The sequence below is a fragment of the Octadecabacter temperatus genome, assembly GCF_001187845.1.
Lineage (GTDB): Bacteria > Pseudomonadota > Alphaproteobacteria > Rhodobacterales > Rhodobacteraceae > Octadecabacter > Octadecabacter temperatus.
The window spans coordinates 59,748-84,831 of the sequence record NZ_CP012160.1 but is presented as its reverse complement, the minus strand read 5'-3'; the positions used below and the strand labels follow the sequence as shown (position 1 = coordinate 84,831).

At 55.1% G+C, this 25,084-nt stretch carries 24 protein-coding genes; 11 read left to right on the top strand and 13 right to left on the bottom strand.

Translation table 11 applies throughout. From position 1 onward, the window contains the following. Positions 1–95: 95 nt before the first annotated feature. Entirely contained in the window at positions 96–1,199 is a 1,104-nt protein-coding gene (leuB, locus tag OSB_RS00450) for a 3-isopropylmalate dehydrogenase (RefSeq protein ID WP_049833126.1), read from the bottom strand. Positions 1,200–1,269: 70 nt separating this feature from the next. Next, positions 1,270–2,166: a LysR family transcriptional regulator gene (locus tag OSB_RS00445; RefSeq protein WP_049833125.1), complete on the bottom strand. Its 897-nt coding sequence runs from the start codon at positions 2,164–2,166 to the stop codon at positions 1,270–1,272. 87 nt (positions 2,167–2,253) lie between these two features. On the opposite strand from OSB_RS00445, the gene OSB_RS00440 reads away from it, so the two are divergent. Then, positions 2,254–3,165, top strand: coding sequence for a Rossmann-fold NAD(P)-binding domain-containing protein (locus OSB_RS00440; RefSeq protein WP_049833124.1), 912 nt, complete (start codon positions 2,254–2,256; stop codon positions 3,163–3,165). Here OSB_RS00440 and OSB_RS00435 read toward each other — a convergent pair. The 5 genes from OSB_RS00435 to leuC all read right to left on the bottom strand — a co-directional run bounded on the left by OSB_RS00435 (position 3,088) and on the right by leuC (position 7,945). Then, positions 3,088–4,062 carry an endonuclease/exonuclease/phosphatase family protein gene (locus tag OSB_RS00435; protein WP_234967411.1) on the bottom strand — a complete coding sequence of 325 codons (975 nt, stop codon included), beginning with the start codon at positions 4,060–4,062 and terminating at the stop codon, positions 3,088–3,090. The two genes, OSB_RS00440 and OSB_RS00435, sit on opposite strands and share 78 nt — an antisense overlap. A gap of 119 nt (positions 4,063–4,181) precedes the next feature. After that, on the bottom strand, positions 4,182–4,970 hold the full coding sequence (locus tag OSB_RS00430; protein WP_082166493.1) for a hypothetical protein: 789 nt from the start codon (positions 4,968–4,970) through the stop codon (positions 4,182–4,184). A gap of 402 nt (positions 4,971–5,372) precedes the next feature. Then, positions 5,373–5,978: a 3-isopropylmalate dehydratase small subunit gene (gene leuD, locus OSB_RS00425; protein ID WP_049833122.1), complete on the bottom strand. Its 606-nt coding sequence runs from the start codon at positions 5,976–5,978 to the stop codon at positions 5,373–5,375. Between the two features lie 57 nt (positions 5,979–6,035). Continuing rightward, positions 6,036–6,539, bottom strand: coding sequence for a hypothetical protein (locus tag OSB_RS00420; protein ID WP_049833121.1), 504 nt, complete (start codon positions 6,537–6,539; stop codon positions 6,036–6,038). Next, a complete protein-coding gene (leuC, locus tag OSB_RS00415; RefSeq protein ID WP_049833120.1) occupies positions 6,539–7,945 on the bottom strand; it encodes a 3-isopropylmalate dehydratase large subunit in 1,407 nt (468 codons plus the stop codon). Before leuC ends, OSB_RS00420 begins: the two co-directional genes overlap by 1 nt. A gap of 258 nt (positions 7,946–8,203) precedes the next feature. Here leuC and OSB_RS00410 point away from each other — a divergent pair, with 258 nt between their 5' ends. The 8 genes from OSB_RS00410 to OSB_RS00375 all read left to right on the top strand — a co-directional run bounded on the left by OSB_RS00410 (position 8,204) and on the right by OSB_RS00375 (position 15,759). After that, entirely contained in the window at positions 8,204–9,652 is a 1,449-nt protein-coding gene (locus OSB_RS00410; RefSeq protein WP_082166397.1) for a mechanosensitive ion channel family protein, read from the top strand. A gap of 193 nt (positions 9,653–9,845) precedes the next feature. Then, complete coding sequence (gene rsfS, locus OSB_RS00405; protein WP_049833119.1) at positions 9,846–10,205, top strand: ribosome silencing factor; 360 nt, start codon at positions 9,846–9,848, stop codon at positions 10,203–10,205. Continuing rightward, the gene (rlmH, locus tag OSB_RS00400) at positions 10,205–10,675 is read left to right on the top strand and encodes a 23S rRNA (pseudouridine(1915)-N(3))-methyltransferase RlmH (protein WP_049833118.1); all 471 of its coding nucleotides are present in this window, start codon (positions 10,205–10,207) and stop codon (positions 10,673–10,675) included. Before rsfS ends, rlmH begins: the two co-directional genes overlap by 1 nt. A gap of 57 nt (positions 10,676–10,732) precedes the next feature. After that, positions 10,733–12,244, top strand: a complete 1,512-nt coding sequence (gpmI, locus tag OSB_RS00395; RefSeq protein WP_049833117.1) for a 2,3-bisphosphoglycerate-independent phosphoglycerate mutase — start codon at positions 10,733–10,735, stop codon at positions 12,242–12,244. Further along, positions 12,241–13,344, top strand: a complete 1,104-nt coding sequence (locus OSB_RS00390; protein WP_074202274.1) for a murein hydrolase activator EnvC family protein — start codon at positions 12,241–12,243, stop codon at positions 13,342–13,344. The genes gpmI and OSB_RS00390 overlap by 4 nt, the downstream gene beginning before the upstream one ends. Positions 13,345–13,384: 40 nt before the next feature. Further along, positions 13,385–14,722: a S41 family peptidase gene (locus tag OSB_RS00385; protein ID WP_049833115.1), complete on the top strand. Its 1,338-nt coding sequence runs from the start codon at positions 13,385–13,387 to the stop codon at positions 14,720–14,722. Positions 14,723–14,791: 69 nt separating this feature from the next. After that, on the top strand, positions 14,792–15,286 hold the full coding sequence (locus OSB_RS00380) for an RNA pyrophosphohydrolase (protein ID WP_234967412.1): 495 nt from the start codon (positions 14,792–14,794) through the stop codon (positions 15,284–15,286). Then, positions 15,283–15,759: a hypothetical protein gene (locus tag OSB_RS00375; RefSeq protein ID WP_049833114.1), complete on the top strand. Its 477-nt coding sequence runs from the start codon at positions 15,283–15,285 to the stop codon at positions 15,757–15,759. Before OSB_RS00380 ends, OSB_RS00375 begins: the two co-directional genes overlap by 4 nt. Here OSB_RS00375 and OSB_RS00370 read toward each other — a convergent pair. From OSB_RS00370 to dapE, 3 genes are all read right to left on the bottom strand, one after another. After that, positions 15,756–16,994, bottom strand: coding sequence for a lytic murein transglycosylase (locus OSB_RS00370; protein ID WP_049833113.1), 1,239 nt, complete (start codon positions 16,992–16,994; stop codon positions 15,756–15,758). The genes OSB_RS00375 and OSB_RS00370 overlap by 4 nt on opposite strands. 96 nt (positions 16,995–17,090) lie before the next feature. Continuing rightward, positions 17,091–19,334: a ribonuclease R gene (gene rnr / locus OSB_RS00365; RefSeq protein ID WP_049833112.1), complete on the bottom strand. Its 2,244-nt coding sequence runs from the start codon at positions 19,332–19,334 to the stop codon at positions 17,091–17,093. Positions 19,335–19,403: 69 nt separating this feature from the next. Further along, positions 19,404–20,546 (bottom strand): succinyl-diaminopimelate desuccinylase, encoded by a 1,143-nt coding sequence (gene dapE, locus OSB_RS00360; RefSeq protein WP_049833111.1) that lies wholly within the window; start codon positions 20,544–20,546, stop codon positions 19,404–19,406. Positions 20,547–20,866: 320 nt separating this feature from the next. Here dapE and OSB_RS00355 point away from each other — a divergent pair, with 320 nt between their 5' ends. Together OSB_RS00355 and OSB_RS00350 are read left to right on the top strand one after the other, a co-directional pair. Continuing rightward, positions 20,867–22,453, top strand: a complete 1,587-nt coding sequence (locus tag OSB_RS00355; RefSeq protein ID WP_049833110.1) for a Hint domain-containing protein — start codon at positions 20,867–20,869, stop codon at positions 22,451–22,453. Between the two features lie 6 nt (positions 22,454–22,459). After that, a complete protein-coding gene (locus OSB_RS00350) occupies positions 22,460–23,551 on the top strand; it encodes a Hint domain-containing protein (RefSeq protein WP_049833109.1) in 1,092 nt (363 codons plus the stop codon). On the opposite strand, the gene OSB_RS00345 is transcribed toward OSB_RS00350, so the two are convergent. Genes OSB_RS00345 through dapD form a run of 3 tightly spaced genes read right to left on the bottom strand, consistent with a single transcriptional unit; the run spans position 23,548 to position 25,012 of the window. Beyond that, positions 23,548–23,904, bottom strand: a complete 357-nt coding sequence (locus tag OSB_RS00345; RefSeq protein ID WP_049833108.1) for a hypothetical protein — start codon at positions 23,902–23,904, stop codon at positions 23,548–23,550. The genes OSB_RS00350 and OSB_RS00345 overlap by 4 nt on opposite strands. After that, positions 23,901–24,185: a hypothetical protein gene (locus OSB_RS00340; RefSeq protein WP_049833107.1), complete on the bottom strand. Its 285-nt coding sequence runs from the start codon at positions 24,183–24,185 to the stop codon at positions 23,901–23,903. The genes OSB_RS00345 and OSB_RS00340 overlap by 4 nt, the downstream gene beginning before the upstream one ends. Then, positions 24,185–25,012, bottom strand: coding sequence for a 2,3,4,5-tetrahydropyridine-2,6-dicarboxylate N-succinyltransferase (gene dapD / locus OSB_RS00335; protein WP_049833106.1), 828 nt, complete (start codon positions 25,010–25,012; stop codon positions 24,185–24,187). Before dapD ends, OSB_RS00340 begins: the two co-directional genes overlap by 1 nt. Positions 25,013–25,084 lie beyond the last annotated feature (72 nt).

Below are 25,084 nucleotides of genomic sequence, written 5' to 3'. Positions count from 1 at the left end.
TACTTAGAAAAATGTTAGCACTAACATCGAATGCAAAAAAGCGGCGATTGTGCATCGCCGCTTTCAAAATTGTTCCAGACTTTGAGGGTCCGTGACTAGAGGCTTTCGTCGAGGGCGGCCAAAATAGCATCCGTCATGCCAGAGGTGCTGACCCCGGTGCTATTTTCATCGCTCAGCAGATCGCCGGTGCGCACACCATCAGCCAGAACCTTTTCGATTGCAGCCTCGAGGCGCGTAGCCTCTGCACCTTCATCAAAGGAATAGCGCAACGCCATAGCGAAACTGAGAATACACGCAATCGGGTTCGCTTTGCCTTGACCTGTGATGTCAGGTGCAGAACCGTGTACCGGTTCGTACATCGCTTTCGGGCGGCCGTTCTCCATTGGGGAACCAAGGGACGCTGATGGCAACATGCCAAGGGAGCCCGTCAACATCGCCGCGCAGTCAGACAAAATGTCACCAAACAGGTTGTCTGTGTAGATGACGTCAAACTGTTTTGGTGCGCGCACCAACTGCATCGCGCCGTTGTCGGCGTACATGTGAGACAGTTCTACCTCAGGGTAGTCTGCGTGGACCTCGGTGACGACATCGCGCCACAGGATGCCGGATTCCATGACGTTGGCTTTTTCCATGGAGCACAATTTCTTGTCGCGCTTCATCGCCAATTCGAATGCCGCACGAGCGCCGCGTTCGATTTCTACCTCAGTGTAACGCTGCGTGTTCACACCGACACGCATGTTGTCTTCCATGTGAATGCCGCGCGGCTCTCCGAAATAAACGCCAGACGTCAATTCGCGTACGATCATGATGTCGAGGCCAGCAACCAGTTCTTTCTTCAGGCTGGAAAAGTCAGCCAGCGCGTCAAAACACTGTGCAGGGCGCAAGTTTGCGAAAAGGTCCATTTCCTTGCGCAGGCGCAGAAGGCCGCGTTCAGGTTTAACAGAGAAGTCCAGATCGTCGTACGCAGGGCCGCCAACGGCACCAAGAAGGACAGCGTCGACTTCTTGTGCCTTGGCCATTGTGTCGTCATGCAGTGGAACGCCGTGCTTGTCGTAAGCGGCGCCGCCCACCAAGTCTTCGGACACGTCAAATTGCATGTCACGCTTCGCGCCAAACCATTCAATAACGCGACGCACCTCCGCCATGACTTCTTGGCCAATGCCATCGCCGGGAAGGATCAAAAGGGAAGGGTTCGACATGGGAATGTTCCTAAGCTGATATAAGTTGGCTTGCGCCTAGCCCGTCAGGCGTGCTGGGTCAAGAAACCAGCTACTGAACGACTGCTTTCATCCCGTCTGCAAGCATGTCCCAGACGCGCCGAACGCGCGGCGTGTGGCGCATCGCTTCATGCGCCGTAAGCCAGATTGGCAGCTTTGGAATCGGGAAACCAACGTCAATGGCCTCGACCAAGGGATCAGACAGCGCGATATCGAGCTGCGAGAACCCGACCCCACAGCCCGCCCGAATGAGAGCCCAATATGCCGCATTCTCATCACATCGCACTTTAAAGAAATCGCGCGTGACCTCAATTTCAGCACCCCGAAGCCCTTCGATAATCGACGTATCTGCATCAAAGCCAACAAAGTCGTGTTCGTGCAAATTTGAGCGTGTCACGGTTTTCCCTTTGCGCGCCAAATAGGATTTCGCGGCGCAGATCGTCAGCGGTATGTCCCCGATGTGTTGGGTCACAAGGTCAAGCTGCGTTGGGCGATACATGCGCACCGCAATGTCTGCCTCGCGGTACAGCAGGTTTCGGCTGTCGTCTGAAGGCACGAGTTCAATCGCAATGTCGGGTTCTTGTTCCCGTATATCGGCGATAATGGCGGGAAGGTGGATTTGCGAGGTCATCACACTCGCCGTGATCCGAACGGTCCCTTCGATTCGGGCCGACTGCCCCGCAACGGTCAAAGCAATCTGCCCCATCGCTTCGCGCATAGCTTGGGCAGGGCCAACGAGGGCCGCTCCAGTGTCTGTCAAATCAAACCCCCGCGCCCGCCTAACAAACAGTTCCGCATTAAGCTGTTGTTCTAACGATTTAATTTGACGGCCAAGCGTAGGTTGACTTGCCCCCAGCTTGCGTGCCGCGCCAGACAAGGAACCCTCTTCGGCAACCATCAGAAAGGCTTGGATCAGGGACCAGTCGGCTGTGGACAATGCATGTGACATTCACAAATGAATACATGATCTGCACATTTTGACAATTTCAAAACATTTCTGAACAGGCAAATATCTTCTCAACATAGGAGAACTGACATGGAAAACACCGTACTTATTCTTGGACCAACGGGCCGTATGGGTCGCAATGCAGCTGAAGCTTTCGAAGCCGCCGGCTGGGAAGTGCGCCGTTTCGATCGCTCCAAAGACTCGCTTTGGGAAGCCGGTTGGGGGGCATCTGTTATCGTGAATTGCTGGAATTCGGGCTATTCGAATTGGGCCACAGATGTGCCAAAGCAGACTGCGCAGATTCTTGAAGTTGCCAAGGCAAGTGGCGCGACCGTGATCATCCCGGGCAACGTCTATGTCTACGGTGAGCAAGCACCGAAACGATTCGGCAGCGAAACACCCCACCTCGCAACTAACCCGCTTGGTCGCATTCGGATAGATATGGAAACCGCATTCCGAGAGTCTGGCGTTCAGACACTTGTTGTACGGGCAGGCGATTACCTCGACACGGAGGCATCGGGCAATTGGTTTGATATGATCATCGCCAAACCAGTCGCCAAGGGCCACATCTCTTACCCGGGTCCGCTAGATTGCCCACATGCGTTTTCCTATCTACCGGACGTCGCCCAGACCATGGTCGCATTGGCGCAAAAGCGCAGAAATCTGAGCCAGTTCGAAGACGTATTGGTTCCGAGTTTCACACTCACTGGGCGTGAACTTGCCAACGCGATTTCAGAAGTCCTTGGCAAGAAAGTCATCGCCAAAAGTATGGCGTGGTGGCCACTGCGCGTTATAGGTTTGGCCTCACCGATGATGCGTGGGATCGTCCAGATGCGATATCTTTGGAATAAGCCGCACAACTTGGACCCGGCGCGTCATGCCGAGCTATGCAGCGAGGTTCCGCAAACACCGCTGCACGACGCGCTAGCGCAAGCGTTGAGTTTCTATGTCGACCCAGACGAGGTGATGCGGACCGGCAGCCAAGCCATCGCCGCCGAGTAGTGCCGCCGCAGGGTGATTTGGAGCGGGCCAAAAAACGCCCGCTCCCGTGACCGTCAATTCGTGTGATGGCAAAACATATGACACACGCAAATTCCCTGGGCCGTCCTCTGGCCAATTTGCTGTATCCAAGGCCGGATCACCGACATGGCCCTGATTGGCCGCAGATGATGCTCCACGGCTTCTAGGTGCAGGATCTTGGAGATCGGGATGCGAAAGGATGTTGGCAATTCCGCTGCGAATTCCTTCACCATCAAATGGATCAGCGTTTGCATTCCCGAGTAGGATCGGCAGGGAAAGTTCTGTCCCTTTATACCCGTCCAAAACGGCCTCCCAGACACGAAGTTCGTCACGGTTGCGCAGCCCATTAAAGTTCTCAGAGCCGTCAAAAACCGGCGCAGTCGCAGAGTACGCAAGAAGTGTTATCACCTCACCTCCGACGTCGATTGGGACGATCCAGTGACCTGAGGATGATACAGGCAATGCGTTATGCACCGCCTCGGAAGGAAATGCTGCTCCGTCCCACGTCGGCAACGTTCCATTTGGAACGTCGCGCCAGCGTAGGTTTGTAAGATCGGTAATGTCATCCACATGGATCGGATAGCGAGAGAACAGCGCCATGCCACCATCCCCTAAGAAGCGCCCATACCCCAACGCATCCCGCGCATCACCAGTATAACCGTCACCGTCAACGTCCAAACCCGTTTGCACGCCCGCATTTGGCTGCAAGGAAAACTGATATGCGTATGGGACCTGAAGACTGTCAGAAAACAACGACATCCCAACGCCACCTGCATCAAAGTCAAAATCGGTAAGCAAGAGAACGTCAGGGTTCACACGATCCACGACTGCGACGATAGCAGCTATCTGGGAGTCTTCATTCGCGACTAGATCACGCACGAGCAAGCCCGGACCATCACGGCTAAGAGGGGCTGCAAAGGTTGCAACTCGCAATCCCTCCGAGGACTGCGCATAGACGGCTGTTGCGATGCAAAGAGCAAACGCTGCAAGTGCGCAGGTTAGGCAGGAACCCCATCTTCGCCCTGCGCACGGAGATACGCGTGTTCGCGCTGAACAGCGACCATCTGAGCAACGCGGAGCATCGCAATTCCTCGCATGATCATACTCGCGGGAATGAAGGCCCATGCAGTCATCATCCAAATTAGTGTGTGTGAATCCTGCAGTTGGATCGGGTTGAACATATCGGACGCAAGTTTCACGAAAGCTGGGATCAAGAATGGAAGCAAGAACCCTAAGATAAGGTTAAGCTGGCCGTCCCGCTCAAGGCGCTCGACGACATCACCACCGGCAGTGGGGTCAAATGTGGGCAGGTTAATCCAAACGTTGAAGCCGCCGCGCTGATTTGGCCAATTATTGAGGCGCAAAACCAAGACGAAGAAGGCCAGCGAAAGCAACGAAACGAGGTAGCTTAGACCGGCCGCAATGCGAACACTATCAATCAAGTTCTCGCTTGCCTCAGGAGGCAGCATCAAGACGACGAGACGTACAGGGGAGTACGGGAAATCCATCGCCTGAGAGAGAGAGCCACCGACCATGTTGAAAAGGACCGTCAGTGTTGTCGGCTCAGTGGCGCCTTTTGCAATCACCGTGAGCGCAAGGACCGTCGCCGCGAGACCAAAGAAGCGCACGCGATTGAACGGCGGCGCATCCCGAAACTCCATCAAGCTTGGCGAGCTGGAGTTGTATTCGACGAAAACGAAAATACCGGCGATGATAGATACAAGAGCCACGATCTGCACAGTATCCGCCCCTGTGCCCGCAAGCATCAGCGATGGAGTGGAGATCATCAAGATCACCAAGACTGCCCGTATGACAGCACCTGTCAGCCGTGAAATCACTACGCCTTTACCCTCATTTCGGTCGGACGCGATACGATGCCGCGGCCTTGTCCCGTTTTGATCCTGCTCATTATCGGCAGGTTGCCTCATCTTCGCCATAATGTTGCCCACATTCAGTTTTCGATTCAAGTAACTGTTCTGTTTTGCAAAAATTTCAGGGCCGAATTGCGGCAACACTGGTGCGAGATTGCAACCATTTCATCGGATTGAAATATTGGCGACTAAATGTAGGGCAAACGCTTAATTCAGGCACAAGTGACGTTTACGTTCAGTGAGTATCTTGGACAAAAGAAGGGGCGCCCGCTAGGACACCCCCTCCAATATCTTTGCCTTAGTTTGCTGATTCTATGATCAGACCCAAGGGCGATCAGCGGAAAGCTGCGCTTCAAATGTGTCAATTGCGGCAGCTTTTTCCATCGTCAATCCGATGTCATCCAAACCATTCATGAGGCAGTGCTTTTTGAAACTGTCGACTTCGAACGAATAAACATCACCATCCGAGGACGTAACCGTCTGCGCTTCGAGGTCAACTTCAATACGCGCGTTTGCGCCCTTTTCAGCGTCCTTCATTAAAGCATCGCGCTGCTCTTCCGGTAGAACAATTGGCAAAATGCCGTTCTTAAAGCAGTTGTTATAGAAGATGTCCGCAAAGCTGGTGGAGATCACACAGCGAATACCAAAATCAGCGATCGCCCACGGCGCATGTTCACGGGACGACCCGCAACCAAAGTTATCGCCTGCAACAAGAACAGAAGCCTCGCGGTAGGCCGGTTTGTTCAGCACGAAATCAGCGATCTCGTTGCCTTGGCGGTCAAACCGCATCTCGTCAAACAGGTTCACGCCGAGGCCCGAACGTTTGATCGTTTTCAAAAACACCTTTGGGATAATCATATCCGTGTCGATGTTAACCAACGGCATAGGCGCCGCGATGCCAGAGAGTTTATCGAACTTTTCCATCGTCTTTTCCTTTCAGCGGGTCGTGTTTCCGCCTGTACGTATAATGTGTTGTGCGTGTCAGCTTTGCTCGTGACCGCAATCAGTGCAGCAAGCGTTGTCGACGTTTGACAATTCGGTGCGCAAATCCGGTGGCGTCAGTTCAGCGGTATCGATGTGTTTAACCACATCGCTAACCGCTGGTTTTGACGCAGCTTCAGCTGAAGCCGCAGATTGGCGTGCAGCGGCTGCCGTACGGGTCGCAACGACAGAATTGGAAGGACGTATCCAAACCTTGCTTTGCGCCCAGCGCCCTGCCTGTGTCCGCCCTTGAAGCGGACCAAGAATGCCCCGCTTGGACATATCCTTCATCAGCTGCTCTGCCTGTCCCAGCTGCAGACCCAGCTGTTGGGCAAGCGTAAACACCGAGAAACTTACACGCGACTGCGAATGATAAATCGCAGCGTGAAGTGCAGATGCAGGATAGGCGGCCTTAGTTGCAGCACCGAGAGACGCGGACGGCACCAAGGGGGCGGCGAAAGCACCCCCAAGCATTTGCAGAAATCCACGTCGCTTGATTGACATTACATAAGCTCCCGAACGTCTGTCAGGTGGCCGGTAATCGCGGCAGCAGCCGCCATACCCGGAGACACGAGGTGCGTGCGGCCTTTGTAGCCTTGGCGGCCTTCAAAGTTCCGGTTTGAAGTAGACGCACAGCGTTCGCCTTCGGCCAACTGATCAGGGTTCATCGCAAGGCACATTGAGCACCCAGCCATGCGCCATTCGAAACCAGCATCCTTAAAGATCTGCGCGAGGCCCTCTTCTTCGGCTTGCGCACGCACAAGGCCAGAACCCGGAACAACCATTGCCCGCATTCCGTCTTTGACCTTTTTGCCCTTCAAGATCGCAGCAGCCGCGCGCAGGTCTTCGATGCGACCGTTAGTACAAGACCCGATGAAGACCGTGTCGATTTCGATGTCGGTCAGTTTCTGACCAGCGGTCAGGCCCATGTATTCGATAGAACGTGCAGCCGCATCGACTTTACCGCCCTTGAAGGACGCTGGATCAGGAACGACAGCGTCAATCGGTAGAACGTCTTCAGGGGACGTGCCCCAAGTGACGGACGGCGCAATGTCTTCGCCTTTCAGGGTCACAACAAGATCCCAAGCGGCATCATCGTCAGAATACAGCGTTTCCCAATATGCTTGGGCCTTGTCCCACTCAGCGCCTGTCGGTGCTTGTGGGCGGCCTTTGCAGTAGGCGTATGTTTTCGCGTCTGGCGCGATCAGACCAGCGCGTGCGCCGCCTTCAATTGCCATGTTGCAGACGGTCATGCGACCTTCCATGGACAGGTCTTCGATCGCGGTGCCGCAATATTCGATGACGTAGCCAGTACCACCAGCGGTTCCAGTTTCGCCAATCACAGACATCGTGATGTCCTTGGCCGTGACGCCGGGGCGCAGGTGGCCTGTGATCTCAACCTTCATGTTCTTGGACTTCTTCTGGATCAGCGTCTGCGTCGCCAGAACATGTTCAACTTCGGATGTACCGATACCGTGGGCCAACGCACCAAATGCGCCGTGTGTTGCCGTGTGGCTGTCACCACAAACAACAGTCATACCTGGAAGGGTCCAGCCTTGCTCGGGTCCAACGATGTGCACGATGCCTTGGCGTACGTCAGACACGGGGTAGTAGTGAATGCCGAATTCCTTGGCGTTCGTGTCGAGTGCTTCGACTTGAATGCGGGAATCTTCCGTCATTGTTTCAGCGTTTGCACGGTCTAGCGTTGTCGGAACGTTGTGATCCGGAACAGCAATCGTTTTGTCAGGCGCACGCACGCTGCGGCCCGTCATACGCAGGCCTTCAAAGGCTTGCGGGGACGTCACTTCGTGTACGAGATGACGGTCAATATACAGCAGGCAGGTGCCATCAGCAGATTCATCCGCTACATGAGCATCCCAGATTTTATCGTAAAGCGTTTTGGGGGACATATGTCCTCTCCCGTTCTGTTTGTTGTGGGGAATGGTTCAGGCACGCCAAGACGTGCAAGCGATCATAGATGTGCGAGTATGGTGCGCGTTGCACCATAAAAGCGCCATGGCAGGCGCGCGCGGTCATCCATGTCAAAAACTTGGGTCATAAGGTGCAGATATACACGCAAGGCGGCTCTCGCAAGGGTGATCCACCTGAGATACGCCTGCGCATGTCGCTGCTTGAAGGCCTATTAGCTGCCGTGCCACACTCATTTCATGGTAGCACACCTCGATACAACTACGCCTGACGGCATTCCAGACGACCCCTCCGCAGGAGGGCTTGATCCTACGGCAGCGCCTCCGTCACCGGCACTTCAAGAGATATCAGAAGTTAGTCAGTCCTTATTCTCACAAGGCGAAACATTTGTGGCGTCTCTGTTTCGGACGTGGAACTTGTATCAGGTCCTCATTGCGCTGGCTTTATTGCTTTTGTCGTTGCTTATTCGAAAGCTGCTTGCACCCCGTTTGCGCGAATGGATGCGTACCCGCGAAGGATGGCCCAAATGGAGGCTTCGTTGGCTGCTTGTCATCCATAAGCGGCTAGGTGGAATCGCTTTTGTTGCGCTGATTTGGATCGTGCTTTTTGTAATGCGCGAATTTACATGGCCCGCCCCGCTTAGCTTTCACTGGCCATCGCGCACTTACCTTCTGGGGATCATTGCGACACTTGGAACGGCATGGCTGTTTGTAACTTTGGCTACACGTCTAATTAAGAACCCGTTGATGCGGCTGATCGTAAGATATGGTGCGTGGATTTGGGTCACGTTGAGCATCCTTGGCGTGACGGATGAAACAGAACAACTGCTGGATTCTATGTCCATCGACTTGGGTGACACGCGATTATCGATTTGGCTCGTGCTGCAAGCTGTCTTCATCCTGAGTGTTTTCTTTTTCGCTGCGCGGTTCCTGTCGCGAACCTGTTCAGCCCAGATCAAACGCAACGACGATATCAGCCCGTCGATGCAAGTCCTTATGGTTAAGTTCCTGCAGGTGGTTCTGTTTGGCGCTGCGTTCTTTATGGGGCTTCGCTCTGTTGGGTTTGACCTTACGGGGTTGGCGGTTCTGTCAGGTGCGATTGGTGTCGGCCTTGGTTTTGGTTTGCAAAAGGTCGTGTCCAACCTTGTTTCCGGCATCATCATTCTACTCGATAAGTCGATTAAGCCCGGGGACGTTATCACCGTTGGTGAGACGTTTGGTTGGATTAATTCATTGGGTGCGCGTTACGTCTCCATCACCACGCGTGACGGTCGCGAATATCTTATTCCAAACGAAGATTTGATCACGACCCAAGTGGTCAACTGGTCCCACTCGAATGACTTCGTGCGTTTGGATATCAACTTCGGCACGGCCTATGGCGACAACCCGCGTGAGGTGCGCAGGCTCGCGATCGAAGCCGCAGCAAGCGTGGACCGAGTGTTGGAGTTCCGCCCTCCTGTTTGCCACATCGTCGGATTTGGGGACTCGTCGGTGGATTACATCCTTCGGTTCTGGATCAAAGATCCAACCGGCGGGCTGACGAACATTCGCGGCAATGTTTATTTGGCTCTGTGGGATGCGTTCGCCGACAACGGGATTTCGATCCCGTTCCCACAGCGCGAAGTGAAGATGATCGAAGGGTCAGAGATCAACTATGCGCCGAAAGGTGACAGAAAGGCATTGGATTGAACGATATCAACGCAAACTGGCAGAATTACCGCAATGCGGCGGCTAACCTTTCTGTGCGTTGAAAAGCGGCTTGGTCATTGCTACGTTAGGGTATGCCTCCTTTAGGGGGATTGACGGCGCACCCATTGACGGGCACTGCGCAGTCTCACACTTCCTAGGTAGGGTTCCCTGCCGCTGACGAGTTCAAAAAAGAATGACCATGCAAACGCCTACTTCAGACAGCACTTTGGCAGCCGTCCTAAAATCACTTGATGACGATAAAGCCGAAGACGTGGTACAGATTGATCTGCGCGGCAAATCTGAGATGGGCGACCATATGGTCATCGCATCCGGTCGCTCTTCGCGTCAGGTTGCAGCCATTGCCGAAAAGTTGACTGAGCGTCTGAAGCAAACCTTCGGCATTTTGTCCAAGGTCGAAGGCCGCGCCGCGGGTGATTGGGTTTTGATCGATACGGGCGACGTGATCGTTCATGTGTTCCGCCCTGAAGTGCGTGATTTCTACCAGCTTGAGAAGATGTGGCAGAACCCCGGCGAGACCGTCGAGGCGCAATAATGCGTGTCACGTTGTGTGTGGTAGGCCGCCTTCGGGCTGGACCGGAACGCACATTGATTGACGACTACCTGCAACGATTTGACCGCACGGGCCGCTCGCTTGGCCTCGGGCCAATTGACGTGCGCGAAGTTGAAGACCGTAAAGGTGGCGGCATGGCAGCGGAGGCCGTGCTGCTTGAAAAGGCCTTGCCGACGGGCGCGGCAATCATTGCGCTGGATGAACGTGGGAAGATCAAAACATCACCGGAATTTGCGAATGATCTGGCGCTATTTCGCGATGATGGGCGTAGCGACTTGGCGTTTATCATTGGCGGCGCTGACGGAATTGACCCAAGCCTACGCGCCAAGTGCGATGCATCGCTCAGCTTTGGCAAAATGGTTTGGCCGCATATGTTGGTGCGTGTGATGCTATCCGAGCAACTCTATCGTGCGGCATCAATTCTTGCTGGCGCGCCCTATCATCGCGTTTAGGCGGTTTGCCCTTCCGTGCAGGTCCGCTAGAAGGTGTTGAGCCTTGGAGGGACTAAAATGACCACGCCGAAACCTGTTGTACTTTGCATTCTTGATGGATGGGGCAAGCGCGCCGAAACTGTTGGCAATGCGCCTGCGTTGGCCAACACGCCAAACTATGATCGAGTGATGTCAGGCCCGACCGCTGAACTTATCACGCATGGACCAGATGTCGGCCTTCCGCGCGGGCAAATGGGTAATTCTGAAGTTGGACACACGAACATCGGGGCTGGCCGTGTCGTTGCGATGGATCTTGGCGCAATTGATTTGGCGATTGAAGATGGGTCGTTTTTTGAGAACGAGGCGCTCGTGGCTTTTGCGGATCGCATTAAGGAGAGCGGCGGGACGGCCCATGTTTTGGGGCTGGTCAGCGATGGCGGCGTTCATGGTCACATCGTTCACATTCAGGCGGCACTTAAGGCGCTTGTGGATCGTGGTGTGTCTGTTGTCCTGCACGCGATCACAGACGGGCGTGATGTTGCGCCAAAGTCTGGTGCGGAGTTCCTGAAAGCGTTGACCGAACAAATGCCCAATGGTGTGACGATTGGTTCTGTGACGGGGCGATACTATGCGATGGATCGTGACAATCGCTGGGAACGGGTCGAAACGGCCTACCGCGCAATCGTCGAAGGCACAGGGCCGAAGGGGTCTGACGCTGTGCGTGTCATCGAGGATGCGTACGCCGCGGACGTGACGGACGAATTTGTGCCTGCAACCGTGCTTGGCGACTACGCTGGAATGAGCGACGGTGACGGCGTGTTCTGTCTGAACTTCCGCGCTGACCGCGCGCGTGAAATCCTCAGCGCGTTGGGCGCGCCCAGCTTTGACGGGTTTGATGTTGCTGGACGCCCCGATTTGTCACTGCTTGGAATGGTGAATTATTCGACCGGCCATGATGCCTACATGACCACGTGCTACCCAAAGCAAGAGATCAAGAATACGCTCGGCGCGTGGGTTGCGGCCAAAGGGCTCCGTCAGTTTCGCGTCGCTGAAACCGAGAAGTACCCGCATGTTACGTTTTTCATGAATGGCGGCGTTGAAGCGCCTGAAGTGGGCGAGGATCGTTATCTTGCACCGTCCCCGAAGGTCGCGACCTATGATTTACAGCCAGAAATGTCTGCCGCCGAAGTGACGGATGCGTTCGTTGGTGCCATCAAGGATGGGTATGACCTAATCATCTGCAATTACGCCAATCCTGACATGGTCGGGCATACGGGTGACATCGCCGCTGCGGTGAAGGCCTGCGAAGCGGTTGATGCAGGTTTGGGCCGTGTTTTGGCTGCGTTAGAGACTGTTGGCGGCGCTATGATCGTTACGGCGGACCACGGCAATTGCGAGACGATGGTTGATCCGGAAACTGGTGGGCCGCACACGGCACATACGACCAATCCGGTTCCAGTCGCGCTTGTTGGCGGGCCTGAAGGGGCAAATTTGCGGAACGGTCGTTTGGCGGACTTAGCGCCATCCTTGCTTGATTTGATGGGGTTGGATCTACCGCCAGAGATGACAGGTAAGAGTCTGATTAAGTGAAAGCACTCGCATTCATAATGGCGCTGCTTGCCGCGCCCGTTCTGGCGCAAACGCCAGGCGAGGCGGCTTTGGCGGCGTCAGAGCGGCTGCAAGAAGCGCGTGGCATTTTGGAAGCGGCAAACGGGCGTTCTGATCGTGTCGCGGCGTTGACGCAAACGGTACGAGCCTACGAAGACGGATTGTCGGCACTGCGTGACGGGCTTCGTCGCGCGGCGATACGGCAGCGCACGTTAGAGACTGATCTTGCCACCCGTTCGGATGAGGTCGCGCGGTTGCTGGCCGTCCTGCAAACGATGGGCCGCGCACCTGCGCCGATCTTGTTGTTGCACCCCAGTGGGCCGACAGGAACAGCACGTTCTGGTATGATGCTGGCTGACGTCACACCGGCGTTGCAGGATGAAGTGACTGCGTTGCGTGAACAACTTGAAGAAGTCGCGCTACTTCGGGGACTGCAATCAGATGCTTTGACGGTATTGGAAGACGGGCTAGACGGCGCACAAGAAGCACGCGCCGCACTTAGCGCCGCCATTTCGGACCGCACAGATTTACCACAGCGCTTTTTGGAAGACCCGGTTCAAACTGCCTTGCTGCTTGCAAGCGCAGAAACCTTGGATGCTTTCGCAACGGGTTTGACCGAGACACACGCAAGCACAGGGCCAGATGCCAGTACAGTTAAGGGTGCAATTCCGCTTCCCGTCGCTGGGCAAGTCATTCGCCAGTATTATGAAGCCGATGCCGCAGGGATCGAGCGCCCTGGCATTCTGATTGCAACACAGCAACGGGCACTGGTTACCACACCTGTTTCCGCGACCATTCGTTATGCTGGGCCGTTACTGGATTATGGAACGGTCGTGATTCTAGAACCCGCTGCCGATACGCTTTGGGTGATCGCAGGCCTCGCGGAGGCATTTGGCGAGGTGGGTCAGATCCTCCCAGATGGCACCCCAATCGGGTTGATGGGGGGCAATATCACGGATGCTCAAGGGATTTTGAACGAAAGCGCGCAGGGTTCCGCTGGTGAGCGTACCGAAACGCTTTATCTTGAGGTCAGAGACGGGCAGAGTGCAGTAAATCCCGCTGAGTGGTTTGCCTTGCAGTAAACCTATGTCATGTCGGGCAAGAATGATTGGAATTGAGTAGATGAAAAAATTTGCAATGGCCGCTACGGGCGGGATCTTGTTAGGCGCAGTCGCCACGACACAGATCGCAGGACCACTTATCGCGCAGGAAGCCACCAACAACGCGTCCGTCTATGAACAGCTGGATTTGTTTGGTGACATCTTTGAACGCATCCGCGCACAGTATGTCGAAGACGTCGACGAAGCTGCGCTGATTGAGGCCGCGATTGACGGCATGCTTACATCACTTGATCCGCATTCCAGTTACCTGTCCCCAGAGGACGCCGCTGATATGCGTGAAACCACGCGCGGTGAATTTGGCGGGCTTGGCATTGAGGTGACCCAAGAAGAGGGCTTCGTGAAGGTCGTTTCCCCGATTGATGGAACACCAGCTGCCGAAGCTGGCATCGAAGCTGGCGATTTCATCACTGGTGTTGATGGCGAAAACCTATTTGGCCTGACGCTGGACGAAGCGGTTGAACTGATGCGTGGGCCTGTTGGGTCCGAGATTATCATTACAGTGGCGCGCGAAGGCGTGGACCAGCCGTTTGACGTATCCATCGTGCGCGACACCATCAAACTGACCGCCGTTCGCAGCCGTGTCGAAGGCGAAACGGTTGTCCTGCGTATTGTTACGTTCAGCGATCAAACCTACCCGAGCCTTGAAGAACAACTAGCCGAGCAAGTGGCCGAGGCTGGTGGCATCGAAAACGTCAACGGTTTTGTCATTGACCTGCGTAACAACCCGGGTGGTTTGCTGAACCAAGCGATTGCTGTGTCCGATGCGTTCTTGGACGCTGGCGAGATCACATCAACACGCGGGCGCAACCCAAATGACGGGCAGCGCTGGAATGCACGTGAAGGCGACTTGGCAGAAGGTCTGCCGATCGTTGTACTGATTAACGGCGGTTCTGCGTCTGCGTCCGAAATCGTTGCAGGTGCGTTGCAAGACCACCGCCGCGGGATTGTTATTGGCACCAACTCGTTTGGTAAGGGTTCCGTCCAAACGGTTATGCCGTTGCGCGGTGATAGCGCCATGCGCCTGACGACTGCGCGGTATTACACACCGTCTGGCCGTTCCATCCAAGCGCTGGGCATCTCGCCTGACATTATCGTTGAACAGCCTCGTCGCGACCCCACAGTGGAGCTCGAGGAAGAGGAAGAAACCGGTTTCCGTTCCGAAGCCGACCTGCGTGGTGCTTTGGACAATGACAGCCTTACCGAGGATGAAATTGAACTGATCGAAGCGGACCGCTTGCGTGCAGAAGATGCCGCGGCCCTTCGTGAAGAAGATTACCAATTGGCCTACGCCATCGACATTCTGAAAGGTCTGTCTGCGTTGGGCCCGAACGACGAATAAATTTCCCCGTTGGGAAAAATGCGCCGTCGAGGTAAAACTCGGCGGCGTTTTCATTTGAAGGATACGACAATGGTTAAGACGTTGAGCGCCGAAGACATTGCGAAGTTGCCGTACCGCCCCTGTGTCGGGCTCATGGTTGTCAATAAAGACGGCAACGTGTTTGTCGGCCAACGTGTGGACCGCGACCAAGATGCTTGGCAGATGCCGCAAGGGGGCATCGACAAGGGCGAGGGTGTTACTGAAGCCGCGCTGCGCGAACTTGCCGAAGAAACCGGTATCACGGCTGATCTGGTGACGATCGTTGCCGAAACCGACGACTGGCTGCCCTACGATCTGCCCCATCATATTGTGCCGAAAATCTGGAAAGGTCGTTATCGCGGTCAGGAACAAAAATGGGTCTTGATGCGGTTCACCGGCACCGACGATCAGGTCAACATCGTCCAACCACACCAAGAATTTTCCGAATGGACGTGGATTTCTCCCAAGGATCTGCTTGCGAGCATCGTCCCATTTAAGCGCGACGTTTACGCCGCCGTCCTTGAGGCATTTGGAGATGAACTATGAAACGATTAATGTTGGCAGCAATGATCGCCACGATCGCAGGACAAGCGCAGGCGCTGTCGTGTGCCCCGCCTGATATCGCCCGAACATTCAATTGGGCCGCCGCCGCTGAAGAAAGTTACATTGTCTTGAACGGGTCGTTTTCGTTTGAGCCGCTTCCAAGAACCAGAGCCAGTCAACTCGCCCCAGAAACAATGTCACGCGATGCAGTGTTTGAGGGCAGCTATCTCGGTGTTGAAGGTTTCAAAGCAGCGCCGTCGCTTGATGTAACGTTGACGTTTGTTTGTCTGGGGCCATGGTGTGGTTCAATGGGAAATGATGGCGACGACATCCTAGTCTTCGCCCAACAATCGGCAAACGGGTACGTCCTCGAAATAGACCCGTGTTACAGCACGATCTTCGCCCCGAGCGACGACAACATTGATCGCGTCGAGGCATGTATGCGCGGTGAAAGCTGCGAAGCGGTGCCGTTCTAACGCAAGCGTTGCAACAGCCGTACTGAGGCATACCCATCCGGTGTAAGCCCATTCGCAAGCTGGTAGTCGCGGATCGCATTGATCGTGAGTGGCCCGATCCGCCCGTCGATCTTGGTTGTGTCAAACCCAGCTGCAGTCAGGCGCTCTTGGAGCTCGCGACGTTGCGGCGCGGAAAGCGCACCGTCCGCACGTGGCCATGTCGCTTGGATAGCGGGCCCTCCCGCAATGCGGTCTGACAAATGACCGACCCCAATCACATAGGCATCGGCGGTGTTGTAGCGTTCAAGGACTTCGAAGTTCGGGAAAATCATGAAGGCCGCGCCCTCAGCGCCGCCTGGCAGCAGAATGGAGGCTCGCGCATGATCTGACACCGCGCGCCCGTTCAAATCGGCAACACCCAACGCGGCCCACGCGCTTGGCAGTTGTTCGTTTTCACGACGGGCAGTGGCATAGTCAAACCCGTCTGGAAGTTGCACTTCGACACCCCAAGGCTGACCAAGTGTCCAACCAAAGCTGCGCAAGTAATTTGCGGTAGACGCCAGCGCATCTGTCGGATCATCCGACCAAATGTCGCGCCACCCATCCCCATTTCCGTCAACGGCATAATCTAGAAAACTGGTCGGAATGAACTGCGTGTGCCCCATCGCGCCGGCCCATGAACCCGTCATGTTGCGCGGTGCTGTGTCGCCAGCCTCAATGATTTGTAACGCCGCGACAAGCTGTTCTTCAAAGAACTCACCGCGCCTTGCTTCATACGCGAGAGTCGCCATCGCTTCGATCACATTGGTGCTGCCGCGCACCGCGCCATAGGCTGATTCAAGCCCCCAGATTGCCACAACGACTTCTTTGTCGACGCCATAAGTCGCTTCAATCTGGTTCAACAGATTGGTGTTGTTTTCCAAAGCACGTCGACCATTGCGAATACGAGCGTCGGACACGGCTGTATCAAGGTATTCCCAGAGCGCCTTGCTGAATTCGGATTGGTTACGGTCACGTTCAATTACCGTCGCATTCAAGTCGATGTCGGCAAATGCAGTGTCGAACGTCGATGCAGAAATCCCCTGCCTAAGCGCACGACCACGAAAGCCGGAAATCCAACGATTGAAACGCGCGTTAGACGTCTGAACTTGGGTAAAGGGGGAAATTTCGCTAGGTGCTTCTTGTGGAATCGGACCTGCCAAGGCGGGGGCGGCACCCATCAATCCAGCCAAAATCAAACAACGCAAAACAGTCATACCGCAACCCACCTAAAAAAGACTCATCCCCGACAGAGTATCGCGAATGTTTCCAATTCGGAACCAATGCATTGTGCGCTGGCAGCAATCCGCCCGCTATTTGCGTGTGCGCTTCACCTTACGTGCTGTTTTCGCGGCCTTTTTCTTAGCGCTGCTCATCTTGCGGCGCGGCGGCTTACCCCGATAGGATGACTTGCCCTTGGGCATCGCTTTGCCGTCAATTTCCAACAGGTCAACAATCAGCCCGCCTGTTACAGGCGCAGCCTCAACGAGTTTTACCGTAACACGCACGCCAAGCCCGATGACGACACCGGTATCGGAACCCATCAACGTCTGGCTGTCTGCATCGTAATGGAAATACTCGGCGCCAAGGTTACGGATCGGGATCATACCGTCCGCACCCGTTTCATCGAGCTTCACAAAGACCCCGAACTTAGCGATGCCACTAACGCGACCGCCCATCACCGCACCAACGCGGTCATTCAGGAACGCCGCGAGGTAGCGGTCTGTCGTGTCACGCTCAGCCACCATCGAGCGACGCTCAGTATCAGAGATCGCTTGCGCGGTATCGGCCAGCATCGCTTCATCCTGCGGTGTCAGCCCATCCTTGCCCCACCCATGCGCAGTGATCAGCGCGCGGTGAACAATCAAATCTGAGTAGCGGCGGATCGGCGATGTGAAATGCGCATACGCCAGTAAAGCGAGGCCAAAGTGCCCGAAGTTTTCAGGATTGTAATACGCTTGGGTCATAGAGCGCAGTGTTGAAATATTGATCAGCTCAGCATCGTCTGTACCCGACGCCTGCGAGAGCAATCGGTTCAAATGCGCGGTCTTAAGAACCTGCCCTTTTGCCAATTGCAGCCCCGCAGCCTCAGCTGTTTCGCGTAATGCTTCCAGCTTTTCGGGTTTGGGTTCTTCATGCACGCGGAACAAAAGGGCGGTCTTTTTGGCGACGAGTGTTTCAGCAGCCGCGACGTTGGCCAAGACCATAAATTCTTCGATCAGTCGATGCGCATCAAGACGGTCCCTGAATGCCACATCTTCGACCATACCGTCATCGTTCAAAACGATTTTGCGTTCCGGCAGATCAAGTTCCAACGGTTGGCGAACAGCACGCGCCTTTTTCAACGCATCATAGCAGGCGTAAAGTGGGCGGATCACATCGTCCAGCAGCGGCGCAACCTTGTCATTCACATCGCCGTCCATCGCCGCCTGAACTTCTTCGTAGTTCAAAGATGCTGGCGACTTCATCAAACCACGCACGAAGCGCTGGGACGTTTTGTTGCCGTCTCGATCGATCTGCATTTCAACCGCGATACAAGCCCGATCAACACCTTCGTGGAGCGAGCAAAGATCGCCAGACAAGCGGTCAGGCAACATTGGAACAACGCGGTCGGGGAAGTAGGTGGAATTGCCACGTTTGCGCGCCTCGCGGTCCAGTTCGGACCCGGGTGTCACGTAATGCGCAACATCCGCAATCGCGACCCAAAGCGCGAAGCCACCATCACCGTTGGGAATTGCGCAACAAGCGTCGTCATGATCACGAGCGTCCCACGGATCAATTGTGATCAACGGCAAATCACGCAGATCATCGCGCCCCTTCAGGTCAGCAGGTTTTGCACCATCAGCTTCGGCAATAACGTTGTCCGGGAAATGATCAGGGATGCCATGCTGGTGGATCGCAATCAGGCTAACCGCACGCGGCTGTGTCGGGTCCCCAAGCCGTGCAACGATCCGCGCCTTGGGTAGTCCCATCCGACCCTTTGGACCCGCCTGCTCTGCTTCGACAAGCTCGCCGTCTTTCGCATCACCGGTTGCGCCAGCAGCAACGACCCATTCCTTTTGTGACCCCTTGTCCACGGGAACAATCCGGCCACCTTCAGCACCTGCCCGAAACACGCCCAAGATGCGCAAAGGATTGGTGCCGATCCGGCGGATCAGACGTGCGGAATAGGGATACTCTTCACCGCGAACTTCAGTCAGTCGGCCAAGAATCCGCTCGCCCGAACCCAGCGCGGGTTCATCGGGCTTCATCACCATCAAAACCTGCGGCGCGTCGCCCTCGCCAGCCCATTCCAAGGGGCGTGCAAATAGATCGCCGTCACTGTCAGGCCCAACAATTTCAAGAACCGATACCGGCGGCAGTTTGTTTGCATCGCGGTAAGACGACTTGCGCTTTTGCAACTTACCTTCGTCCTCCAACTCACGCAGCACACGTTTCAGATCGATGCGCGCGGCACCCTTGATTCCAAACGCCTTTGCGATGTCACGCTTGGCGGCTTTGGTGGGGTTTTCAGTGATCCATGTCAGGATCTCGGCTTTGGAGGGAATACGTATCATAAGGCCTGCCTATCACGGCTTAGGCGCGACGTCAGACCCTATCTTTCTTCATTTCCTGCTGAAGTCACCTCAGGCGAAGTAGTCGCGGAGCACACGTGAATATATGGCTTTGAGCTGGGTGATTTGCTCAACCGGAACACATTCATCAACTTGGTGCATGGTTTTACCTACCAGGCCCACTTCAACCACAGGGCAGTGGTTTTTGACGAAACGCGCATCCGAAGTTCCGCCGGTCGTCGACAATTCTGGCGTGACGCCGGTTTCGGTTTGAACTGCAGCGCTTACAAGATCGGACAATTCACCGGGGGGCGTCAGGAAGCTTTCGCCGGAAACGCGGGTATTCATGTCAATCTGTACGCCAAACTCGGCCGCGACAACGTCCACTTCGCTCTGCATCCACCCAATGACATCCGCGCTGGTGTGTAAGTCATTAAATCGAACATTGGCGCTGGCCTTACAGGACGCCGGAATGACGTTTGTGGCGGGATTTCCCGTGTCGATTGTTACCACGGCAAGGGTTGAGGCATCAAAATGATCTGACCCTTTGTCCATCTCGTGGGTAGCCAAACGGTCAACCAATCGTGCCATTGCTGGCATCGGATTAATTGCGCGGTGTGGGTAGGCTGAATGGCCTTGCTTACCTGTGACGGTAAAATGCGAGGTCAATGAACCACGTCGCCCAACTTTGATCATCTCGCCCATTGCGTTCGGGCAAGTGGGTTCGCCGACGATACATGCCGTCATTGCTTCGTTGTTCGATTGCATCCAATCCAACAGCGCGATTGTGCCATCTGTGGACGGGCCTTCTTCGTCCCCTGTAATCGTCAAAATAATAGCGCCGTCTGGCGGGGTGTCTTTCACGAAATCGATCGCAGCGGCGGCGAACGCGGCAACGCCAGACTTCATATCCGTCGCGCCGCGCCCATACATAATTCCGTCTCGTACTTCTGCGCCGAACGGGTCAACAGTCCATGCGGCTTCGTCGCCCACGGGGACAACATCGGTATGACCGTTAAATCCGAAAGACTTATTTGCGCCACGCGCGCCCCAGCGGGCAAACAGGTTCGGTGTACCGTTACGATCAATCCGCGTCGTTTCAAAACCAGCATCTGACAGCAGAGCATCCAGTAGTTGTAACGCCCCGCCTTCAATGGGTGTCACGCTCGGGCAGCGGATCAAGTCGGCAGTCAGGGCAATCGGATCGACAGGCATGGAACTCTCCTTGTTGCCCCTGCGTTACCGAGGATTTGACGACGATGCAAACCTCACCCGTCGGCGCGGAACCCTACATCGCCTGTGACTTTGGCGACACATACTTTGCCTTACGTGAACATAAGACACCAAAAAGCCGCCAAAAAATTCGCCCATTAACATACAGTTAACACAATAATATTGACCCGAGGCAGGGCAGACATCGAGCGGACCCAACATGGTCCTTAGGTCGCAACGTCGACCACTAGATATAGGTATTTCACCGATAATTTCGTGTGAAATCCGTCTGGCTTGTCTCACCTTTGAAAGAGGTGGGCAGAATGGTTGCAGGCGTAGAGTTAACATATAATACCAGTGCTACTGCGATGCAGATGGCCAATTCAATCTTTGGCAATGGCGTTACCGTCACTGGCGCGAGCTATTCTGGGTCCAGCTATTCGTCTGCGATCTATTCCAATGGAGATGCAGTTGCAGGGAACGTAACGCCCGGCGACACAGGTGTAATCCTGTCGACAGGTCAGGCAAGCCGGTTCACCGGCAGTTCTTCCCAGTCAAACACAAGCACAAACACATCCACGAACACGGGCGGTGCCAACAACGACGCTGACTTCAACGCAGTCGCGGGTACCAGCACCTACGACGCCTCTTTTATGGTTGTAGATTTCATTCCAACCGACGCTGTAATGACAATGCAATTCGTTTTCTCGTCCGAGGAATACCCAGAATACTCGAACTCGATTTACAACGATGCGGTGGGTGTTTGGATCAACGGCACGCACGTCCCACTATCAATTGCGAACAGTGGTACAACCATCAACACGGTCAACCAGACAAACAACATCAACCTGTATAACGACAACACTTCCGACCAGTTCAACACTGAAATGGATGGATTTACAGTTACGATGACTCTGACAATTCCGGTAAACGTTGGCACAACGAATACGATCAAGATTGGCATCGCGGATGTTGGGGACAGCAGCTACGATTCCAACCTTCTGATCTCTGCGGATTCTGTTCAAACTGAACTGGTTGCCTTGGACGACCTGGTAACGATGCAGGACAGTGTCACAAAGAACGTTGATGTGTTGGATAACGACATCAACAACACAACCGGCACGCTTACCGTCACGCATATCAACGGCAACCCAGTCGTCGCGGGACAAACGATTACGTTGCCGACAGGTCAGACCGTTAAGCTGCTCGCCGATGGGACGTTCGACATCACGACCGACAGTGATTTCGAAACGACCAGCTTTACTTACGAAGTCGAAAGCACGGATGGCAGCGGAAACGTTCTGGAAACCGACGTTGGTTTTGTTACGGTTGAAACGATCCCATGTTTTGTAGCTGGAACGATGATCGAAACGGTCGATGGCCCACGTGCGGTCGAAGGGCTGACCGCGGGTGATATGGTCATGACACGCGATGATGGCCCGCAACCGTTGCGCTGGATCGGCCGTCGTGCGGTGCCTGCAATCGGTAAGATGGCACCAATTCGCATCCGTGAAAACGCATTGGGTGAGCACGGAGATCTAATGGTTTCTCCATTGCACCGTGTCATGGTGAAGGATGCGTTGGCAGAACTGATGTTTGGTAACACCGAGGTTCTTATAGCTGCCAAAGACTTGGTAAATGATCGCAGCATCCGTCCCGTTGAGGGCGGTGAAGTTGAATACGTCCACCTGATGTTCGACCAGCACCAAGTGATTTACTCAGAAGGGCTTGCGACGGAAAGTTTTCTGCCGGGGCCACAAACAACAAAGTCATTTGAGGCCGAGATCGTTGAGGAGATTTGTACGATCTTCCCAGAGTTGGATCTCGCCACGGGCGAAGGGTACGGGCCAGCCGCCCGCCCAATGCTAAAACGCTATGAAGCAGAAGCCCTAAAGAGACGCGTGGCCTAGCAAGCAATGACACTGAAATGGATCGGCACACGGACGCAAGAACAGGGGGTTTTTAACCCTGCTGGGCTAGGCCGTGCGCAAGGGTCCGTTTCGGTTGGCTCGGATCTGTTGGCACGCGGAAGTCTGATGCTGGAGGTTTCGGTGCGCCCGCAGGTTCATCCGATAAACCTGCTGCGCTTTGGCGCGCTCGACCCTTGGCCGTCAGGCCTGACTGTATGCCTAGAGCCTGATGGCACCATTCGGTTGATGATGCGCCAAGGCGCGCGACACTTGGCGACAGCCCTTAAGACGACTTTAGGAACCGACGTTCAAACCGCGCATATCACTTACACTTGGGACGCACCTGCGCGGAGCGGCCGGCTTTGCGTTTACGTTCCAGATCACGGCCGAATTTGGCAGACAGAAGTAATGTCCCCTTTCCCGCTATCCACACGGGATGCCCAACGAATTGTGACGGATACTGACGGGAGCATGATTGACCCAAGTGTTGGCTTCGTCGCAATTGCAGACGCGCCCTGCCCCCTTGGGCCAATTCCTGGATTGTCCGGCTCTTCTGGTGTGAACACACCTGACGGACCGAAAACACTGCGCGATATCGTCCCTGGCGATTTTGTAACAACCCACGGCGGCAGATCTGTGCGTGTTCTTTGGGCTGGTTGCGCAACGGTGCCAGCGTTGGGTCGTTTCGCACCGATGACGTTGCGCCAACCTTACATGGGGTTGTGGGATGACCTCGTTACATCACGTGATCAACGTGTCTGTTTAGCGGGCTCGGAGGTCGAATATCTGTTCGGCGAAGAACGGGTTTCCACCGCTGTGCGCCACCTAGAGGTACGCAACTGTGCAGGCCCAACGCGACCAACGCCGCAAGTGATGACCTATCACCAGATATTACTTGAGACCCATGAGATCATCGTCGTGAACGGGGCGCTCGTGGAAAGCTTCGATGGCTCTGCAGTTCTGAATGCATCGAAATTGACGAAATGGTCGGTTCTCGCAGACATGGCACCCGAGCTACGACCGCAACGCGTTGGCCTAGCCGCACCCGTGCTGCAAGGCTACGAAGCGTTAACCCTGACGGGCGCGACAATTGGCTAGTGTTTGGTCGCGTCGTCGCCTTCAAAAAATGGCGTCATCTGCGCGACAATAACGCTGTTTTCATCGAGCGCGCGCTGCATCAATTCACGTTCTTCGTCAGCGATATCGTGGCCCTCGGCAAGGCGCTCATCAAGCGTGCCGTATCCCGAAACGTCCAAAGGTGCTGTGTCAGCTTGCTTGAGGATCGCAACGGTTTCACGAACAGCTTCGGCTTCGTCGATCCCGCTGGCATAGATCATAAGCGCGGCACCGGTGCTGTCTTTGGGCAGCCCGTCACCCTCTTTGCGACCGATCTCGACGAGCAAGGTATAGACCTGTTGGCGTGATGGTTTTTTTGGTTTCTTGTCAGTCATTCAACGGCGTCCTTATCGAGCCAACGGGATTTTGATGCCCAAAGTGCGGACAGGATCAAAACGACCTGCATGGGAATGAAAAAGAATAGGGTCAAAGCAAAGATAAGTGTTCCGTTGGGCATTTGCGCTGTCGTCTGTACACTGAAGATAAACATCCCCATGAGCACGGCATAGACCAAGAACAGCACAAAATCGACAATCACGAGGCCCCAAGCTGCCGCCCATGACGGACGCTCACCGCGCGCAATGCGGGATTTGGCAAGCGTCCGAGACAGTAACATTAGTCGCGCAACAGGTCGTTGATACCTGTCTTTGAACGGGTCTTTTCATCAACCGTCTTAACGATCACCGCGCAGTACAGGTTGATGTCGTTCTTGGACGGCATAGAACCTGCAACCACGACGGAGTACGGCGGCACTTCGCCGTAGAACACTTCACCAGTTTCACGGTTCACGATCTTGGTGGACTGGCCGATGAACACGCCCATACCCAACACAGACCCTTCGCGGATGATGCAGCCTTCAACGACTTCAGACCGCGCGCCGATGAAACAGTTGTCTTCGATGATTGTCGGGCCAGCCTGCATTGGCTCAAGAACACCGCCAATGCCAACGCCACCAGACAGGTGCACATTTTTACCGATCTGTGCGCATGAACCGACAGTCGCCCAGCCATCAACCATGGAACCTTCATCGACGTATGCGCCAAGGTTCACGAAGGATGGCATAAGCACAACGCCAGGCGCGATGTAAGCTGAACGGCGTACGATGGACCCAGGAACCGCGCGGAAGCCAGCGGCTTTCCATTCGTTGTCGCCCCAGCCCTGCCATTTGGAAGGAACTTTATCCCACCAGCTGGACCCGCCATTTGAACCTTCGATTTGCTCCATATCGTTCAGACGGAACGACAGCAGCACGGCCTTCTTCGCCCATTGGTTCACGTGCCAGTCGCCGTTTTCACGACGTTCAGCGACTCGCAGCTTGCCGGAATCAAGCGCGTTCATCGTATCTGTGATGGCTTCACGAACTTCACCTTGCGTGCTGGTGGTGATTGTATCGCGGGCTTCCCACGCGGCTTCGATTGCTGTTTCAAGTTGAGCGTTGGACATGATGGCCCCCTATGTTTTCGTTGTGCGCATACTGCGGTTGGACGCCACATACCGCGCTGCGCGGGTTTGGGC

What these genes read in the sequence shown, in the direction of transcription:
- rlmH (WP_049833118.1), top strand. Translation starts at nt 10,205, where the DNA reads ATGCGTGTCACGTTGTGTGTGGTAGGCCGCCTTCGGGCTGGACCGGAA.
- rsfS (WP_049833119.1), top strand. Translation starts at nt 9,846, where the DNA reads ATGACCATGCAAACGCCTACTTCAGACAGCACTTTGGCAGCCGTCCTA.
- OSB_RS00410 (WP_082166397.1), top strand. Translation starts at nt 8,204, where the DNA reads ATGGTAGCACACCTCGATACAACTACGCCTGACGGCATTCCAGACGAC.
- OSB_RS00355 (WP_049833110.1), top strand. Translation starts at nt 20,867, where the DNA reads ATGGTTGCAGGCGTAGAGTTAACATATAATACCAGTGCTACTGCGATG.
- OSB_RS00375 (WP_049833114.1), top strand. Translation starts at nt 15,283, where the DNA reads ATGAAACGATTAATGTTGGCAGCAATGATCGCCACGATCGCAGGACAA.
- dapD (WP_049833106.1), bottom strand. Translation starts at nt 25,012, where the DNA reads ATGTCCAACGCTCAACTTGAAACAGCAATCGAAGCCGCGTGGGAAGCC.
- leuB (WP_049833126.1), bottom strand. Translation starts at nt 1,199, where the DNA reads ATGTCGAACCCTTCCCTTTTGATCCTTCCCGGCGATGGCATTGGCCAA.
- OSB_RS00445 (WP_049833125.1), bottom strand. Translation starts at nt 2,166, where the DNA reads ATGTCACATGCATTGTCCACAGCCGACTGGTCCCTGATCCAAGCCTTT.
- OSB_RS00440 (WP_049833124.1), top strand. Translation starts at nt 2,254, where the DNA reads ATGGAAAACACCGTACTTATTCTTGGACCAACGGGCCGTATGGGTCGC.
- leuC (WP_049833120.1), bottom strand. Translation starts at nt 7,945, where the DNA reads ATGTCCCCCAAAACGCTTTACGATAAAATCTGGGATGCTCATGTAGCG.
- rnr (WP_049833112.1), bottom strand. Translation starts at nt 19,334, where the DNA reads ATGATACGTATTCCCTCCAAAGCCGAGATCCTGACATGGATCACTGAA.
- leuD (WP_049833122.1), bottom strand. Translation starts at nt 5,978, where the DNA reads ATGGAAAAGTTCGATAAACTCTCTGGCATCGCGGCGCCTATGCCGTTG.
- OSB_RS00385 (WP_049833115.1), top strand. Translation starts at nt 13,385, where the DNA reads ATGAAAAAATTTGCAATGGCCGCTACGGGCGGGATCTTGTTAGGCGCA.
- OSB_RS00350 (WP_049833109.1), top strand. Translation starts at nt 22,460, where the DNA reads ATGACACTGAAATGGATCGGCACACGGACGCAAGAACAGGGGGTTTTT.
- OSB_RS00340 (WP_049833107.1), bottom strand. Translation starts at nt 24,185, where the DNA reads ATGTTACTGTCTCGGACGCTTGCCAAATCCCGCATTGCGCGCGGTGAG.
- OSB_RS00345 (WP_049833108.1), bottom strand. Translation starts at nt 23,904, where the DNA reads ATGACTGACAAGAAACCAAAAAAACCATCACGCCAACAGGTCTATACC.
- OSB_RS00430 (WP_082166493.1), bottom strand. Translation starts at nt 4,970, where the DNA reads ATGATCTCCACTCCATCGCTGATGCTTGCGGGCACAGGGGCGGATACT.
- gpmI (WP_049833117.1), top strand. Translation starts at nt 10,733, where the DNA reads ATGACCACGCCGAAACCTGTTGTACTTTGCATTCTTGATGGATGGGGC.
- OSB_RS00420 (WP_049833121.1), bottom strand. Translation starts at nt 6,539, where the DNA reads ATGTCAATCAAGCGACGTGGATTTCTGCAAATGCTTGGGGGTGCTTTC.
- OSB_RS00380 (WP_234967412.1), top strand. Translation starts at nt 14,792, where the DNA reads ATGGTTAAGACGTTGAGCGCCGAAGACATTGCGAAGTTGCCGTACCGC.
- dapE (WP_049833111.1), bottom strand. Translation starts at nt 20,546, where the DNA reads ATGCCTGTCGATCCGATTGCCCTGACTGCCGACTTGATCCGCTGCCCG.
- OSB_RS00370 (WP_049833113.1), bottom strand. Translation starts at nt 16,994, where the DNA reads ATGACTGTTTTGCGTTGTTTGATTTTGGCTGGATTGATGGGTGCCGCC.